We start from the raw sequence: 14,338 nt of genomic DNA, 5'->3' as shown, positions 1-14,338 counted from the left end.
GTGCCTATCCCAGCAGTCCCCAGTCCTCGAGACCGTCGTAGAGCGGCTTGGACTGAGCGACCTCGACGACGCGCTCCTTGAGCGAGTCGGTTGCCTCGCCGGTGGCGAGAGCAGTGGCGATGATGTCCGCGACCTCGGTGAACTCGGCTTCGCCGAAGCCGCGAGTAGCGAGGGCTGCAGTTCCGATGCGCAAGCCCGACGTGACCATCGGGGGGCGAGGATCGAACGGAACGGCGTTGCGATTCACGGTGATTCCGACCTCGTGCAGCAAGTCCTCGGCCTGCTGGCCGTCGAGGTCCGAACTACGCAGGTCGACGAGCGCGAGGTGCACGTCGGTTCCGCCGGTGAGGACGGAGATCCCCTTGTCCGCTACGTCCTTGGCGGTCAACCGATCGGCGAGCAGAGAAGCGCCCAGCAGTGTGCGCTCCTGACGTTCCTTGAACTCCGGCGTCGCCGCGATCTTGAAGGCGACGGCCTTCGCTGCGACGGCGTGCATGAGCGGCCCACCCTGCTGGCCGGGGAAGACGGCGGAGTTGATCTTCTTGGCCCACTCCTTCTTGGCGAGGATCAGGCCGGAGCGGGGACCACCGAGCGTCTTGTGCACCGTCGAGGACACGACGTCGGCGTACGGCACGGGCGACGGGTGGACGCCCGCGGCAACCAGTCCGGCGAAGTGCGCCATGTCGACCCACAGCAGGGCTCCGACCTCGTCGGCGATGGATCGGAATGCCTCGAAGTCCTGGTGGCGCGGGTAGGCCGACCAGCCGGCGATGAGAACCTGCGGCTTGGACTGGATGGCTTGCTTACGCACCTCGTCCATGTCGATGCGGTGGTCTTCCTTGCTGACCCCGTAGGACTCGACCTCGTACAGCTTGCCGGAGAAGTTGAGCTTCATACCGTGCGTCAGGTGACCGCCGTGCGCCAGGTCGAGGCCCATGATCTTGTCGCCCGGGTTGATCAGGGCCATCAAGACTGCGGCGTTGGCCTGCGCGCCTGCGTGGGGCTGCACGTTGGCGAACTCGGCGCCGAACAGTTCCTTGGCACGGTTGCGCGCCAGATCTTCGACGACGTCGACGTGCTCGCACCCGCCGTAGTAGCGGCGTCCCGGGTAGCCCTCGGCGTACTTGTTCGTCAACACGCTGCCCTGTGCCTGGAGGACTGCGCGTGGAACGAAGTTCTCCGACGCGATCATCTCGAGCGTGTCGCGCTGACGACCGAGTTCGCCCGCCATGGCTTCGGCTACCTCGGGGTCGAGTTCAGCGAGCGACTGGGTGTTGACGTCGGTCATTACAGGTGTCTCCAAGGGTGAGCTCCGGGATTGGCGCATTCAGTTTACGAGATGCACCTCAGTGCTCACGCAGCGCGCTGGGGATGAGCGGCTCGTCGAGAAGGCGGCCGAACAGCGCGGATCGCTCGGTGACCGTTTTGCCCGTGTCGAGCCAGCCCCCGAGAAGCTTGTAGCCCTCGACGTAGGTACTGATGTACGCGCGCCACAGCGGCGAGGACAGAAACTTCAGACTCTGCCGGGCACGTTGCGGCGACGTCAGGGACCAGCGCTCGAGGTAGGCAGCGACGTCGTCCTGGGACTTGTGCTGATCGTGCAGCAGCAGTGCCGCGTCCTGACGCACGCCGAGCAGCTGCCCCGATGCCTCGGACAACCGCTCCGCTTTGTCACCGTCGAAGCGGAGCCCCAAGTCCGCGTAGATCTCCTGCGCCCACACACCCCACCCCGGACCGACGATCGACTTCAACGCGAGGTCGGCAAGACCTTCGGCCATCAGGCATTGCGGAGTGTTGACCAGAAACAGTGTCTGCTCCATCTGGCCCGACGCCACCAGCCCGGCCTCCTTGCGGCAGTGCTCGGTGTGATGCCCCGGGTACGCCTCGTGCGCGATCAGGTGCGGCAGGTTCGCCATCTGCTGCTGCAGGTCGGAGTTGATCGCGACTGTGGACTTGTAGTCACCGAGGTAGTAGTTGAACCCAGACCACGGCTTGTCTCCGACGACCTCGTATGTCACCTGCTCGGTGTCCGGCAGCGTGTACTCGGCACGCACTCGGTCCCGCAGGGCACTGGAGAAGGCGTCGACGCACTCCTGCAACCGATCCGCGGGTATCACGTCGTGCGCCCGGTGCGCGGAAAGACGTTCGGCGAGCGAACCGGGGCCGGCCAGCACATCGTCCATTTTTCGGTGGGCCTGTCGGTATTCGTCCTGATCGCCCGGCTCGATGTGAACGTCGAAGTACGCGAAGACCTCGTCGACGAAGCCGATGTCCTCGCCGGCGAACTTGCGGGCCGAGCATTCGAGAGCCCGAAGATGGACGTCGATGAACTCGGCACGCTGCTCGGGCAGGCCTGCGTTGCCGAGTTCCTTGCGAAGCTCCCTTGCTCGCCGCGCGAGTTCCTTCGGCTCGGGCGCCGGTGCGTTCCCCACCTGCCGTCGTAGCTCGGGGTCACCGGTGTACGCGTCGACGAACCCCTCTTCGAGGCGATCGAATTTCAGGCCGAGGGTGAGGTAGTCGCGGACGAAGGAATCGGCGTTCATGCTGTCCGACACTAGCGTCACCGACCGGGTGAACAACCAGTGAACTACCCCGCCCGTGCGAGTCCTCGTGGCACCGAGCACAATCGTCATTCATGCGACTCGCGCTCCCCCGGAGTTCACGCCTGCAGGAACGGACCCATCGTGGTGGACGGCGCGCATGAGCGAGACCAGCCCGTACGTCGAGTTCGACCGTGCGCAGTGGAGAACGCTCCGTCAGTCCACTCCGCTGGTTCTGACCGAAGAGGAACTGGTCGGGCTTCGCGGACTGGGTGAGCAGATCGACCTCGACGAGGTGGCCGAGGTGTATCTGCCGTTGGCCAGGCTCATCCACCTTCAGGTCGCGGCGCGGCAACGGTTGTTCGCGGCGACCGCGACGTTCCTCGGTGAGAAACACCCGGATCGGCAGGTGCCGTTCGTCATCGGCGTGGCAGGAAGTGTCGCCGTCGGCAAATCGACGACGGCCCGTGTGCTGCAGGCGCTTCTGGCACGGTGGGATCATCATCCCCGTGTCGACCTGGTGACGACCGACGGTTTCCTGTACCCGACGGCCGAACTGATGCGCCGTGGGATCCTGCACCGCAAGGGCTTTCCGGAGAGCTACGACCGACGCAAACTGTTGCGCTTCGTGACCGAGGTGAAGTCCGGTGCGGAGGAAGTGTCGGCGCCGGTGTACTCACACGTCTCGTACGACATCATCAAGGGTCAGTTCCACATGGTGCGTCAGCCGGACATCCTGATCGTCGAGGGCCTCAACGTTCTGCAGACCGGCCCACGGTTGATGGTGTCGGACCTGTTCGACTTCTCGATCTACGTCGACGCGCGCATCGAGGACATCGAGCACTGGTACGTCAAACGCTTTCTCGCACTGCGCGAGACGTCGTTCGCCGATCCGGACGCGCACTTCCACCACTACGCGAATCTCTCCGACGAGCACGCGAAGATCGCGGCCGAAGACCTGTGGCACTCGATCAACCTGCCGAACCTCGTCGAGAACATTCTGCCGACGCGTCCACGCGCGACGATGGTGTTGCGCAAGGACGCCGACCACACCATCAACAGGCTGCGACTACGCAAGCTGTGAGCAGAAATCTAGGCCAGGGCAGGCAGGAGCGGAGCCTGCGGAGTGACCATGAGGTACATTTCCGCTCACCTAGATGCCGAAGCGGCGGTGCCGGGCGGCGTAGTCGCGCAGTGCGCGCAGGAAGTCGACGCGCCTGAATTCCGGCCAGTACGCCTCGGTGAACCAGATTTCCGAGTACGCGCTCTGCCACAGCAGAAACCCCGAGAGTCGCTGTTCGCCGGAGGTGCGGATCACCAGGTCCGGATCGGGCTGACCCGACGTGTACAGGTGGGAGTCGATGCCGTCGACGTTGACCGAGCCGACGAGCTCGTCCCCGGTCAATCCCTCGGCGATCTTCTCGCTCAGCAGCGCTTGGACGGCGTCGGCGATCTCTTGCCTGCCGCCGTATCCGACTGCGACGTTGACATGGGTTCCGGTGCGACCGGCCGTCAGTTCCGCGGCTTCCTTGAGACGACGTGCAGTTGCGGCCGGGAGAAGGTCGAGTGTTCCGACTATCTTCACGGTCCAGTTCTGTTCCGGGCCGGAAATTTCCTCGACGACGTCGGTGATGATCTCGAGCAGCGATTCCAACTCGTCGGGGTCGCGTCGAAGGTTCTCGGTGGACAACAGGTAGATCGTCGCCATCTCGATGCCTGCTGCGTCACACCAGCCCAGCATCTCGGCGATCTTCAAGGCCCCCATCCGGTGCCCGTGCGCGACGTCGGTGAAGCCGTTCTCTCGAGCCCAGCGGCGGTTGCCGTCGCACATCACAGCGACGTGGCGGGGATGCGCCACGTCGTCGAGTTGTGTCAGCAGGCGTCGCTCGTACACGTTGTAGAGGACGCTGCGCACCTTGGTCGGGAGAATCTTCACCGAGACATCACCACGGGGCACAACCTTACGCCGGGCAGGAGTGGAGCCTGCGGAATGACCCGGGAAGCAGGAGTGGAGCCTGCGGAATGACCCAGGAAGCAGGAGTGGAGCCTGCGGAATGACCCAGGAAGCAGGAGTGGAGCCTGCGGAATGACCCAGGAAGCAGGAGTGGAGCCTGGGGAACGACCGTGGCGAGCTACTCGCCGGTACAGTAGGCAGCGAACTTACGGTTGCGTAGGTTCTGCAGGGAGCGGATCTTGCGTTTCGAGTCGGAGGTGGGGCTATGACGATGTTCGGGATCGACGAACTACCGGTCAAACCACGCATGCGCGGTTGGATCCATCTCTATGCGTTCGGAGTGGCGGTGATCTCCGGCATCGTGCTGGTCACGTTGGCTTTCGCACTGGTGTCGGTCGGCGCCGGGATCGCAACTGCCGTGTACGCGATCACCGTCTGCGGCGTGTTCGGTGTCAGTGCCACCTATCACCGCATTCACTGGGACAACCCTGCTCACCGCGTGTGGATGAAGCGCGCCGACCATTCGATGATTTTCGTGTTCATCGCGGGCAGTTACACCCCGTTCGCGATACTCGGTCTGCCGACGAGCACCGGCCGCACCCTCCTGATCATCGTCTGGTTGGGAGCTCTCGGCGGGGTGGCTCTGAAGATGTTGTGGCCGCAGGCGCCGCGGTGGGTCGGAGTTCCGCTCTACCTGATTCTCGGGTGGGCCATCGTCCCGGTCGCGCCGACGCTCATCGACCACGTCGGCTTCGCACCGTTCATCCTTTTGCTGGTCGGCGGCATTCTGTACAGCGTCGGAGCTGTCCTGTACGCCACCAAGTGGCCGAACCCGTGGCCGACGACGTTCGGCCATCACGAGTTCTTCCACGCAGCTACCGTTCTCGCCGCGATCTGTCACCTGGTCGCGGTGTGGTTGGTGCTGTTCTAGCGGCGCAACGCCGCGACCAGTTCTTCCTCCGTCGTCACCGGCCTGTCGCAGACGAACCCACGGCACACGTAGGCTGCCTCGTTGCCGTCGACGGTCGGCCTGTCCGTGAGCAGCGGAGACGAATCGACGACGCCTGCAACGATGGTGGTGCCGCCCGGTGCGTGCCTGCGAGCGACATCCAGCAGTCGACTGTCACCGTCGACCGATATCGCCACCTGCAGCGGACCGCGTACGGATGCCTCGGCTACGGCCAGCCAATGCCCGGCCGACCGAGGCGCTCGTTCCATCACGACCGACGCCCGAGCCAGGCCCGCTGCCGCCAGGTCACCGTACGTGGCGGCGGACTCGGACGGCACGAGCGCTTCGATCGCGAGCAAGGCCTCGGTGATCGTCGACGCGCCGGACGGGGTGGCGTTGTCGAGGGGGTCCCTGGGCCGGGTGACCAACGCTTCGGCGTCGTCGGCGGTGTCGAACCAACTGCCGGGGTTGTCCGGGTCGGCGAAGTGAGCGATGGCTGCGTCGACGAGTCGCACGGCGCGTTCCAGCCACACCGTGTCCCCGGTCGCGGACAGCAACGACAGCGATCCGACGGCCATGCACGCGTAGTCCTCCAGAACTCCTGCCGCGTCGCCGACGTGAGCCCCGAGCGATGCCCGACGCAGTCGACCGTTCTCCTCGTGCCGAGCGAAGATCTGTTCGCCGCATTCGGCGGCAGCATCGACCCAGGTACTGCGTCCGAGTCCAGACCCGGCCTCGGCGAGGGCCGTGATGGCCAGGCCGTTCCATGCGGTGATCACCTTGTCGTCGCGCCCCGGTTGCGGGCGCAGGTCACGGGCCTCCATCAAGGCTGCACGCACTCGCTCGAAGCGCTCGATGTCCTCGGGATCCTCCGGCAGTTGCAGCACCGACATGCCGGCCTCGAACGTGCCCGACGAGTCGACCGCGAACAGCCCCGCGGCCCACACGCCGTCCTCGAAGCCGAGGGTTTCCACGAGTTGCTCGGGACTCCACACGTACGTGAGTCCTTCCACGCCCTCGGTGTCTGCATCCAGCGCAGCCGCGAAACACCCTTCCTCGGTGCGCATCGCGCCGAGAACGAAAGCAGCGGTGGCGTCGGCTACCCGCGTTGCCAGCGCGTCACCGGTGACGCGGGCGAGGTGACCGTAGAACCGGAGCAGCAAAGCATTGTCGTAGAGCATTTTCTCGAAATGCGGAACGATCCACTCCGCGTCGACGGCGTAGCGCGCGAATCCGCCGCCGATCTGATCGTGAATTCCGCCGCGAGCCATGGCCGACGCGGTGCGCGTGACGGCGCCCCGCACCGTCGTCGACCCGGTTCGTTCGTAGTTCCGGAGCAAACCTTCCAGCAGTGAGCTGGGAGGAAACTTGGGTGCGCCGCCGAATCCGCCTCGTTCGACGTCCTCGTCGGCCAGAACCGACGACACCGCCTCCGCGAGCAGGTCTGCGTCGACGGGTTTGCCCGACGCCGGGAGCCGGCCGGAGTTGTCCCGCAGGGCCTCGGTGATCGCGGTCGAGGCGTCGAACACCTCTGCTCGACGGGTGGTCCAGGTGTCCGAGACGGCCTCGAGCAACTGCGTGAACGACGGGGTCCCCGCTCGTGGCTTGGGCGGGAAGTAGGTTCCGCAGTAGAACGGCTCGCCGTCCGGAGTCAGAAAGCACGTCATCGGCCATCCGCCTTGGCCGGTCATCGCGACGGTCGCGCTCATGTACACGGCGTCGAGGTCGGGACGCTCCTCACGATCGACCTTGATGCAGACGAAGTTCGCGTTCATCAGCGCCGCCGTCTCCGCGTCCTCGAACGACTCGTGTGCCATGACATGGCACCAGTGGCACGCCGAGTACCCGATGGACAGCAGGATCGGGACGTCGCGCTCGCGGGCGGATTCCAACGCCTCCGTCGTCCACTCCTGCCAGTGCACCGGATTGTCCGCGTGCTGACGCAGGTAGGGGCTGGTGGATCTGTCGAGCGCGTTCGCCCCGAGCACGATCAGCTCTCGCCGGGCTTGGTCTCGCGTGCGTCTTCGCGAACGGCGCCGCGGTCCGTACCTTCGTCGAGCGCCTGGTCGAGCCTTGGGTCGTCCTTCTCGAAGGACTCGGGCAGCTTCTTGATCTGCTTGTTCATCGACCAGATCAGCAGCGCTGTTCCCACGAGTAGGGCAACGATGATGACCAGGCCGACGGGCGACGATTTGCCGAACTCCGGCCCTGGGGCGCCCTGCGCCAACAACGACACGATCATGTGGCGGTCTCCGGATCGATCCCGGCGAAGAGCTCGGTCTCCGGAATGGACGTCTTGACGCGGGTGCGCGCGAGCTCGTACTCCTCCGTCGGCCACAGCTTGCGCTGGACCTCGATCGGCACGGCGAAGAACGATCCGTTGGGATCGATCTGCGTGGCGTGTGCGCGCAGTGCGTCGTCTCGCTGCTCGAAGTAGTCGCCGACGGTGACCTGCGTGGTGATGCGTTCCATGATCTCGTCGCGGTCCGTGGTCCACCTCTTCAGCCAGTCCACGAAGGGGCTTTCCTCACCGCGTTCGATGAACCAGTCGTGGAAGAGCTGCATCTTCTTCCGCAGGAATCCGTGGGAGTAGTACAGCTTCAACGGCGTCCATGGTTCGCCGGCGTCAGGGAACTTGGTGGGGTCGCCCGCTGCTTCGTACGCCGCGACCGACACCTCGTGGCATCTGATGTGGTCCGGGTGCGGGTAGCCACCCTTTTCGTCGTAGGTCGTGATGACGTGGGGCTTGAAATCGCGAACTACCTTGACGAGAGCTTCGGTGGATTCCTCGAGCGGCACGAGCGCAAAGCATCCCTCGGGAAGCGGAGGCAGCGGATCGCCCTCGGGCAGACCGGAGTCGATGTACCCCAGCCACGTCTGTCGGACACCGAGAATACGGGCGGCCTCGGCCATTTCCTCGCGCCTGACCTCGTTGATCCGATCCTTCACGCCCGGGATGTCCATCGCGGGGTTCAGGATGTCGCCGCGCTCACCGCCGGTGAGGGTGACGATCAGGACGTCGTTACCTTCGGCTGCGTACCGAGCCGTCGTTGCGGCACCCTTGCTCGACTCGTCGTCGGGATGGGCGTGCACCGCCATGAGCCGTAGTCCGGACACGTTCTTTCCTCACCTCAGCTTCACCGGAAACTTATCCGCCCCCTATAGTTCCACTTGGCGCCGACACAGCATGCACCGGCTGCCGTACGTTGATCGACGGTTCCTTTCGAAAGCGAAGTTCCCATGACTGCCACCCTCCCCGAAGGCCGCTACCCGGCGTCGAGCTCGCGGCGGGGAGTTGCACCTCGGACGAGAAATCTCCTGCTCGCCGTGGTCGTGTTGGTGGGACTCGTGGTCGCGTATCTCGCCTACCAGCGATTCTCGGTACAGGACGTCGAAGGCAAGGCGTTGACGTTCGACCTCGTCGACGACGAGACCATATCCATCGGCTTCAGTGTGACTCGGGCCGATCCCCAGCAGGAGGCCGTCTGCATCGTGCGAGCACGTTCGCGTGACGGTTCGGAGACCGGCCGACGCGAGGTGCTCGTACCCGGTTCTTCGGATCAAGAAGTGCAGTTGACCACTGTCCTGCGTACGTCCCAACCGCCGGCTGTCGGGGATGTCTACGGTTGCAGCACGAATGTCCCCGAGTATTTACGGGCAGGCTGACCTCCCGCCGTCTCGTGGTAAGATTGGCCGGTACACGGTTCCGCACTGGAACCGTGTATTGCTGCATTGACGGCCTGCGGGGTGCGAATAGACGGCCCTGTAAGACGCTACAGCGACCGCTACGGCAGCCGGCTCAGGCAGTGGGCCGCACCAGGGGGATCCACCCAATACCCGGGGGACCCGCCTAGACGCATGCCTCCGTCAGCAACAGACCGGGAGTCCACCGCGACTTCGACTACAAGGGAGTGATCGAGATGACCGAGACCCAGGTGACCTGGCTTACCCAGGAATCCCACGACAGGCTCAAGAGCGAACTCGACCAACTCATTTCCAATCGCCCGGTCATCGCCGCCGAGATCAACGAGCGACGCGAAGAGGGCGATCTGAAGGAGAACGGCGGCTACCACGCTGCACGCGAGGAGCAGGGCCAGCAGGAGGCTCGCATCCGTCAGCTGCAGGAGCTGCTCAACTCGGCGAAGGTCGGCGAGGCGCCTACGCAGTCCGGTGTGGCTCTACCCGGATCCGTCGTCAAGGTCTACTACGACGGCGACGAGTCCGATACCGAGACGTTCCTCATCGCCACTCGTGAAGAGGGTGCTCGCGACGGCAAGCTCGAGGTCTACTCCCCCAGCTCGCCGCTGGGTGGCGCGCTCATCGACGCTAAGGTCGGCGACACTCGCGAATACGCTCTGCCGAACGGCAAGACCATGAAGGTCACGCTGCTCAGCGCGGAGCCGTACCACACGTAAGAGTCGGCATACGACGAGAAAGCCCCCGACCGTCTGCGGTCGGGGGCTTTTTCGTGCCTCGGTGTCAGGCGGTGAGAGTTCTCTCGTACTTACGCACGGAGAGCGGCACGAAGATGACGAGGAACAGCACGACCCAGATCAGCGTGTAGAGAATCGGGTTCTGCAGTGGCCAGGCTTCCGGCGGTGGGGCGAGCGGGTTGGTGTTGCCGAACAGTTCACGTACGGCAAGTGCGACCGAAGAAATGGGATTCCACTCGGCGATGGTCTTGAGTACCGTCGGGAAGCCTTCGATGGGCACGAAGGTGTTGGCGATGAACGTCAACGGGAAGATCACGATGAACGACGCGTTGTTGAAGATCTCCGGCGAGCGGACGGTCAGGCCCACGAACGCCATCACCCAGGAGATGGAGTAGGCGAACAGCAACAGCAACACGTAGCCGGCCACGGCTTCGAGGAACGACGACGTGATGCGCCACCCGACGATCAAACCGGTGATGGACATGATCGTGATCGTCACGATGTTGTTGCCGACATCGGCTGCAGTTCTGCCGATTACAACAGCGGACCGTGCCATCGGCAGGGATCGGAACCTGTCCATCACGCCCTTCTGTAGATCCTCGGCGAGCGAGGACCCGGTGATGGATGCACCGAAGATCATGGTCTGCACGAAGATGCCTCCCATGAGGAAGCTCTTGTAGTCGACGCCGGGGATGTCGATGGCGCTTCCGAACACGTAGGCGAACAGCAGCACGAACATGATCGGCGACAGCGTCGCGAAGAACAGAAGATCCGGAACTCGCTTGAGCTTGATCAGGTTCCGTTTGGTGATGATGAGGGAATCGCGCAGCACGCTCATTTCTCTTCCTCCACTGCTTGTTCGTCCTCGGCGGCGCGGCCGGTGAGGGTGAGAAAAACGTCGTCCAGATTCGGCCGCCTCAGCCCGACGTCGACGACGTGGATGTCGGCTTCCTTCAATGCGACGAGGGCGGTCGTCAGATCGTCGGCTCCGCCACTGACCGGCATGCCGAGTCGACGGGTCTGCGCGTCGTACGACGGCGCGTCGAGGCCGATGGGAGTAAGGATCTCGAGCGCGCGGTCTTTCTGCGATGCGTCGGTGAGAACGAATTCGAGGCGTTCACCACCGACCTGCGCCTTGAGCTGATCCGCTGTGCCCTCGGCAATGATCGACCCCTTGTCGAGCACGATGATCCGATCGGCGAGGCGGTCCGCTTCCTCGAGGTACTGCGTCGTCAGCAGAATAGTCGTGCCGTCCTTGACCAGGTCGGAGATGAAGTCCCACATCGCCATTCGACTTCGGGGGTCGAGGCCCGTCGTCGGCTCGTCGAGGAACACCACCTTCGGCCTGCCGATGAGGCTGGCCGCGATGTCGAGGCGACGACGCATACCGCCGGAGTACTGCTTCGCGGTCCGGTCGCGTGCGTATTCCAGATCGAAGCGAGCGAGCAACTGATCCGCCCGTGTCTTCGCTTCTGCCTTCTTCAGGCCGAACAGCCTGCCCACCATCTCCAGGTTCTCGTACCCGGTCAGGTATTCGTCGACGGCCGCGAACTGTCCCGTGAGTCCGATGGTGTTACGAACCTCGTTCGGGTTGTCGCCGACGTCGATTCCGTGTACCCGCGCGGACCCTGACGTAGCTTTCAACAGGGTCGCGAGGATGCGGACCGCCGTCGTCTTCCCCGCCCCGTTGGGTCCGAGGACGCCCAGAACCGTGCCCTCCGGCACGGAGAAACTGATTCCGTTCAGCGCCGTGTTCTTGCCGTACTCGAGTACCAAATTCTCGACTTCGATGGCGTTCGCCATGATCTGTTCCCCATTCATTTGGTGCTTACGTACTGCAGACTCGATACCCGACGAGAACTCATCGGCCCACCCGAGAACCGACGACGGAGATCCTACGTGCAGCCGCCGACAATCTCTTGCTTCGTCGCCGAACCAGCGCAGCACTATGCGTTTCCGGTCGACGACGTGCTGTTCGAGGGGTGTACTTCCTCGATCCGGGTGGGAACTACCTCGAGATCATCACGAAGCGGTATTTCTGACCGGCCCGGGAGTACGGACGTCGCGTCTAGGACGTGGTGTCGACGGCGAATCCCGCGGTGCCGAGTGCGTCGAGGACGTCCTGACGATGCGCTGGGCCGCGGGTTTCGACGGTGAGCATGACGTCCACTTCTTCGAGTCCCAATTGACCGCCGGTGCGGGAGTGAACGACGTCGACGACGCTTGCGCCGACTCCCTTGACCACGTCGAGGAGCCCGATCAGTCCGCCGGGTCGGTCCGAAATAGTCACGCGCACAGCCAGGTAGCGTCCTGCGGCTCGCAGTCCGTGCGTGATGACGTGGGTCAGCAGGAGTGGGTCGATGTTGCCGCCGGACAGGATGGCACACACCGGTCCGTCCAGCCGGAGGTCCTGCCTGGTCATCAGTGCGGCCACGGCGGCCGCACCTGCGGGCTCGACGATCAGTTTCGCTCGTTCGATGCAGAGCAGCAGCGCTCGGGACAGCGCGTCTTCGGAGACCGTCACGATCTCGTCGACGCGGTCCACCACGTGGTCGAACGGAACGCTGCCGGGTAGGCCGACCGCGATGCCGTCGGCCATCGTCGACATCGACTGTGCGGCAACGGGGTGACCGGCTTTCAGCGATACCGGCCACGCGGCGGCGCCTTCGGCTTGCACGCCGACGACGCGGACGTTCGGCTTGTGCAGGTGAACCGCTGCTGCGACGCCTGCCAGCAATCCACCGCCGCCCGTCGGAACGACGATGGTGCCGACGTCGGGCATCTGACGAAGTAGCTCGGTCCCCAGAGTTGCTTGTCCCGCAACGATGTCCGAGTGGTCGAACGGGTGGATCAGCACGGCGCCGGTACGAGCGGCGAATTCGTGCGCGTGCGTGAGCGCTTCGTCGACCGTGCGGCCGGTCAGGTGGACGTCCGCGCCGTAGGCCTTGGTGGCGACGAGCTTCGGCAACGAGACGCCGGTGGGCATGAAGACCGTCGACGTCGTACCCAGCTGCGTTGCAGCCCAGGCGACGCCTTGCGCGTGGTTGCCTGCGCTGGCGGCCACTACACCGTGTGCACGTTCCTCCGGCGAGAGCCGTGCTATGCGGTTGTACGCTCCGCGCGGCTTGAAAGAGCCTGTGCGCTGCAGGTTCTCGCATTTGAGTCGCACTTCGTGCCCGGTCAGATCGGACAGAATCCGTGAAGCCACGACAGGGGTTCTTCGCATGACCGGCTCGAGCAATTCCTCGGCGTCGGCGATGTCCGACGCAGTCAGCAGCGCACCGCTCACGTGGGCTGACCGATCTTCGCACGCATCTTCATCACTGCTCCCGCCATACCGGCGCCGACCACGGCCGTAAGAATTCCGTCACGGACGTAGTATGCCAGGAATTTTCTACCGTCGTCCTCGACGATCTCGACGGAATCATCGGCCGATGGGCTTCCGAGCGCCTGGATCTTGACGTCGTACTGATCACTCCAGAAGTACGGGACGGCAGGCCGAGGTGCCGCCGGTTCCTTGCCCAGCAGAGCCGGAACCATGACGCGAACCTGGTCACCGACGTTGCTCCAGTGCTCGACCCGTCGGCGACCGTGCTGCGGGTGATCCCAGGCTGCGACGTCGCCGACCGCCCAGACGCCTCGAACATCGGTGCGGCCGTACGCGTCGGCGACGACGCCGTTGTCGACGGTGACTCCCGATGCCTCCAGCACCTCGACCACCGGCGTCGAACCGATTCCGATTACCACCAGGTCTGCCGCGAGTTCCGTTCCGTCGCTCAGCACGACGTGCGTCACGCGCTCCGTTCCGCGCAGAGTGTCGACACCGACGCCGGTGCGCACCGTCACGCCCTCGTCGCGGTGAAGCCTCGACACCAGCTCGCCGACGTCGGAACCGAGGACCGACGCGAGCGGGGTCGCTTGCGGCTCGACGAGCGTGACGTCGACGCCGAGGTGCCGTAGCCCTGCGGCGACCTCGCATCCGACGAACCCGGCCCCCACCACGACGGCGCGTGCAGCGGCAGAGGCGTCGCGGCGCAACGACTCGGCGTCGTCGCGGCTGCGAAGGACGTGCACTCCGTCCAGGTCGGGCAGCGACGGCACCCGTCTCGGCCGTAAGCCCGTCGCGATCACGAGTTGGTCGTACGGGAGCGTCGAGCCGTCGGCCAGCTCGAGCATCGTGTTCTCGGTGTCCACCCGGACGACTGCAACACCCAACCGCAGCTCTATGCGGTTCTCGGCGAAGTACTCCTCGTTCTCGAAGGTTGTGTCCTCGCGCTCCCCGCGGATCACCTCTTTCGACAGGGGCGGCCTGTCGTACGGAAGGTGGGGTTCGTCTCCGACGAGCACAAGCCCGCCGTCGTACCCCTGTTTGCGCAGTTCCTGAGCCGTGCGTAAACCGCCGAGGCCTGCTCCTACGATCACGATCGTCATGGGGGAATCTCTACCAGAGAACCAACTCCGT

At 64.6% G+C, this 14,338-nt stretch carries 14 protein-coding genes; 4 read left to right on the top strand and 10 right to left on the bottom strand.

Annotated features, from left to right (window positions below):
* Window positions 1-4: 4 nt before the first annotated feature.
* Window positions 5-1,288: a serine hydroxymethyltransferase gene (gene glyA, locus ACFULT_RS18360; protein ID WP_094720868.1), complete on the bottom strand. Its 1,284-nt coding sequence runs from the start codon at window positions 1,286-1,288 to the stop codon at window positions 5-7.
* Window positions 1,289-1,346: 58 nt separating this feature from the next.
* Window positions 1,347-2,543 carry a DUF885 domain-containing protein gene (locus tag ACFULT_RS18355; RefSeq protein WP_378482091.1) on the bottom strand — a complete coding sequence of 399 codons (1,197 nt, stop codon included), beginning with the start codon at window positions 2,541-2,543 and terminating at the stop codon, window positions 1,347-1,349.
* A 157-nt stretch (window positions 2,544-2,700) separates the two neighbouring features.
* Between ACFULT_RS18355 and coaA the strand changes: the two genes are divergently transcribed.
* Complete coding sequence (coaA, locus tag ACFULT_RS18350; protein ID WP_037106325.1) at window positions 2,701-3,624, top strand: type I pantothenate kinase; 924 nt, start codon at window positions 2,701-2,703, stop codon at window positions 3,622-3,624.
* 69 nt (window positions 3,625-3,693) lie between these two features.
* On the opposite strand, the gene ACFULT_RS18345 is transcribed toward coaA, so the two are convergent.
* A complete protein-coding gene (locus ACFULT_RS18345) occupies window positions 3,694-4,476 on the bottom strand; it encodes an isoprenyl transferase (RefSeq protein WP_037105783.1) in 783 nt (260 codons plus the stop codon).
* A 283-nt stretch (window positions 4,477-4,759) separates the two neighbouring features.
* On the opposite strand from ACFULT_RS18345, the gene ACFULT_RS18340 reads away from it, so the two are divergent.
* Entirely contained in the window at window positions 4,760-5,425 is a 666-nt protein-coding gene (locus tag ACFULT_RS18340) for a hemolysin III family protein (protein WP_037105781.1), read from the top strand.
* Here the strand turns inward: ACFULT_RS18340 and ACFULT_RS18335 are convergent.
* Genes ACFULT_RS18335 through mca form a run of 3 tightly spaced genes read right to left on the bottom strand, consistent with a single transcriptional unit; the run spans window position 5,422 to window position 8,560 of the window.
* Entirely contained in the window at window positions 5,422-7,431 is a 2,010-nt protein-coding gene (locus tag ACFULT_RS18335; RefSeq protein ID WP_094720867.1) for a thioredoxin domain-containing protein, read from the bottom strand. The genes ACFULT_RS18340 and ACFULT_RS18335 overlap by 4 nt on opposite strands.
* Window positions 7,432-7,433: 2 nt before the next feature.
* The gene (locus ACFULT_RS18330; RefSeq protein WP_094720866.1) at window positions 7,434-7,685 is read right to left on the bottom strand and encodes a hypothetical protein; all 252 of its coding nucleotides are present in this window, start codon (window positions 7,683-7,685) and stop codon (window positions 7,434-7,436) included.
* The gene (mca, locus tag ACFULT_RS18325) at window positions 7,682-8,560 is read right to left on the bottom strand and encodes a mycothiol conjugate amidase Mca (RefSeq protein WP_170945266.1); all 879 of its coding nucleotides are present in this window, start codon (window positions 8,558-8,560) and stop codon (window positions 7,682-7,684) included. Before mca ends, ACFULT_RS18330 begins: the two co-directional genes overlap by 4 nt.
* 123 nt (window positions 8,561-8,683) lie before the next feature.
* Here mca and ACFULT_RS18320 point away from each other — a divergent pair, with 123 nt between their 5' ends.
* Complete coding sequence (locus ACFULT_RS18320) at window positions 8,684-9,109, top strand: DUF4307 domain-containing protein (RefSeq protein ID WP_037105772.1); 426 nt, start codon at window positions 8,684-8,686, stop codon at window positions 9,107-9,109.
* A gap of 254 nt (window positions 9,110-9,363) precedes the next feature.
* Complete coding sequence (greA, locus tag ACFULT_RS18315; protein WP_026347856.1) at window positions 9,364-9,858, top strand: transcription elongation factor GreA; 495 nt, start codon at window positions 9,364-9,366, stop codon at window positions 9,856-9,858.
* Between the two features lie 64 nt (window positions 9,859-9,922).
* Here the strand turns inward: greA and ACFULT_RS18310 are convergent, their stop codons facing one another.
* The 4 genes from ACFULT_RS18310 to ACFULT_RS18295 all read right to left on the bottom strand — a co-directional run bounded on the left by ACFULT_RS18310 (window position 9,923) and on the right by ACFULT_RS18295 (window position 14,307).
* Window positions 9,923-10,714, bottom strand: coding sequence for an ABC transporter permease (locus tag ACFULT_RS18310; protein ID WP_019665481.1), 792 nt, complete (start codon window positions 10,712-10,714; stop codon window positions 9,923-9,925).
* Window positions 10,711-11,679: an ATP-binding cassette domain-containing protein gene (locus tag ACFULT_RS18305; RefSeq protein WP_206539350.1), complete on the bottom strand. Its 969-nt coding sequence runs from the start codon at window positions 11,677-11,679 to the stop codon at window positions 10,711-10,713. The genes ACFULT_RS18310 and ACFULT_RS18305 overlap by 4 nt, the downstream gene beginning before the upstream one ends.
* Before the next feature lie 265 nt (window positions 11,680-11,944).
* Window positions 11,945-13,102, bottom strand: coding sequence for a threonine ammonia-lyase (gene ilvA, locus ACFULT_RS18300; RefSeq protein ID WP_255122893.1), 1,158 nt, complete (start codon window positions 13,100-13,102; stop codon window positions 11,945-11,947).
* 59 nt (window positions 13,103-13,161) lie between these two features.
* Complete coding sequence (locus ACFULT_RS18295; protein ID WP_094720864.1) at window positions 13,162-14,307, bottom strand: NAD(P)/FAD-dependent oxidoreductase; 1,146 nt, start codon at window positions 14,305-14,307, stop codon at window positions 13,162-13,164.
* Window positions 14,308-14,338 lie beyond the last annotated feature (31 nt).

Origin of the sequence: Rhodococcus sp. NPDC057297 (assembly GCF_042667435.1) — a bacterium.
Classification (GTDB): Bacteria; Actinomycetota; Actinomycetes; order Mycobacteriales; family Mycobacteriaceae; genus Rhodococcoides.
Note: the sequence above shows the minus strand (reverse complement) of the source record. Positions and strands in the feature narration are given on the sequence as shown.

Bases quoted from the DNA above. Each gene is read 5' to 3' on its own strand.
- glyA (WP_094720868.1), bottom strand. From the start codon at position 1,288: ATGACCGACGTCAACACCCAGTCGCTCGCTGAACTCGACCCCGAGGTA.
- ACFULT_RS18355 (WP_378482091.1), bottom strand. From the start codon at position 2,543: ATGAACGCCGATTCCTTCGTCCGCGACTACCTCACCCTCGGCCTGAAA.
- coaA (WP_037106325.1), top strand. From the start codon at position 2,701: ATGAGCGAGACCAGCCCGTACGTCGAGTTCGACCGTGCGCAGTGGAGA.
- ACFULT_RS18340 (WP_037105781.1), top strand. From the start codon at position 4,760: ATGACGATGTTCGGGATCGACGAACTACCGGTCAAACCACGCATGCGC.
- ACFULT_RS18330 (WP_094720866.1), bottom strand. From the start codon at position 7,685: ATGATCGTGTCGTTGTTGGCGCAGGGCGCCCCAGGGCCGGAGTTCGGC.
- ACFULT_RS18320 (WP_037105772.1), top strand. From the start codon at position 8,684: ATGACTGCCACCCTCCCCGAAGGCCGCTACCCGGCGTCGAGCTCGCGG.
- greA (WP_026347856.1), top strand. From the start codon at position 9,364: ATGACCGAGACCCAGGTGACCTGGCTTACCCAGGAATCCCACGACAGG.
- ACFULT_RS18310 (WP_019665481.1), bottom strand. From the start codon at position 10,714: ATGAGCGTGCTGCGCGATTCCCTCATCATCACCAAACGGAACCTGATC.
- ACFULT_RS18305 (WP_206539350.1), bottom strand. From the start codon at position 11,679: ATGGCGAACGCCATCGAAGTCGAGAATTTGGTACTCGAGTACGGCAAG.
- ilvA (WP_255122893.1), bottom strand. From the start codon at position 13,102: ATGCGAAGAACCCCTGTCGTGGCTTCACGGATTCTGTCCGATCTGACC.
- ACFULT_RS18295 (WP_094720864.1), bottom strand. From the start codon at position 14,307: ATGACGATCGTGATCGTAGGAGCAGGCCTCGGCGGTTTACGCACGGCT.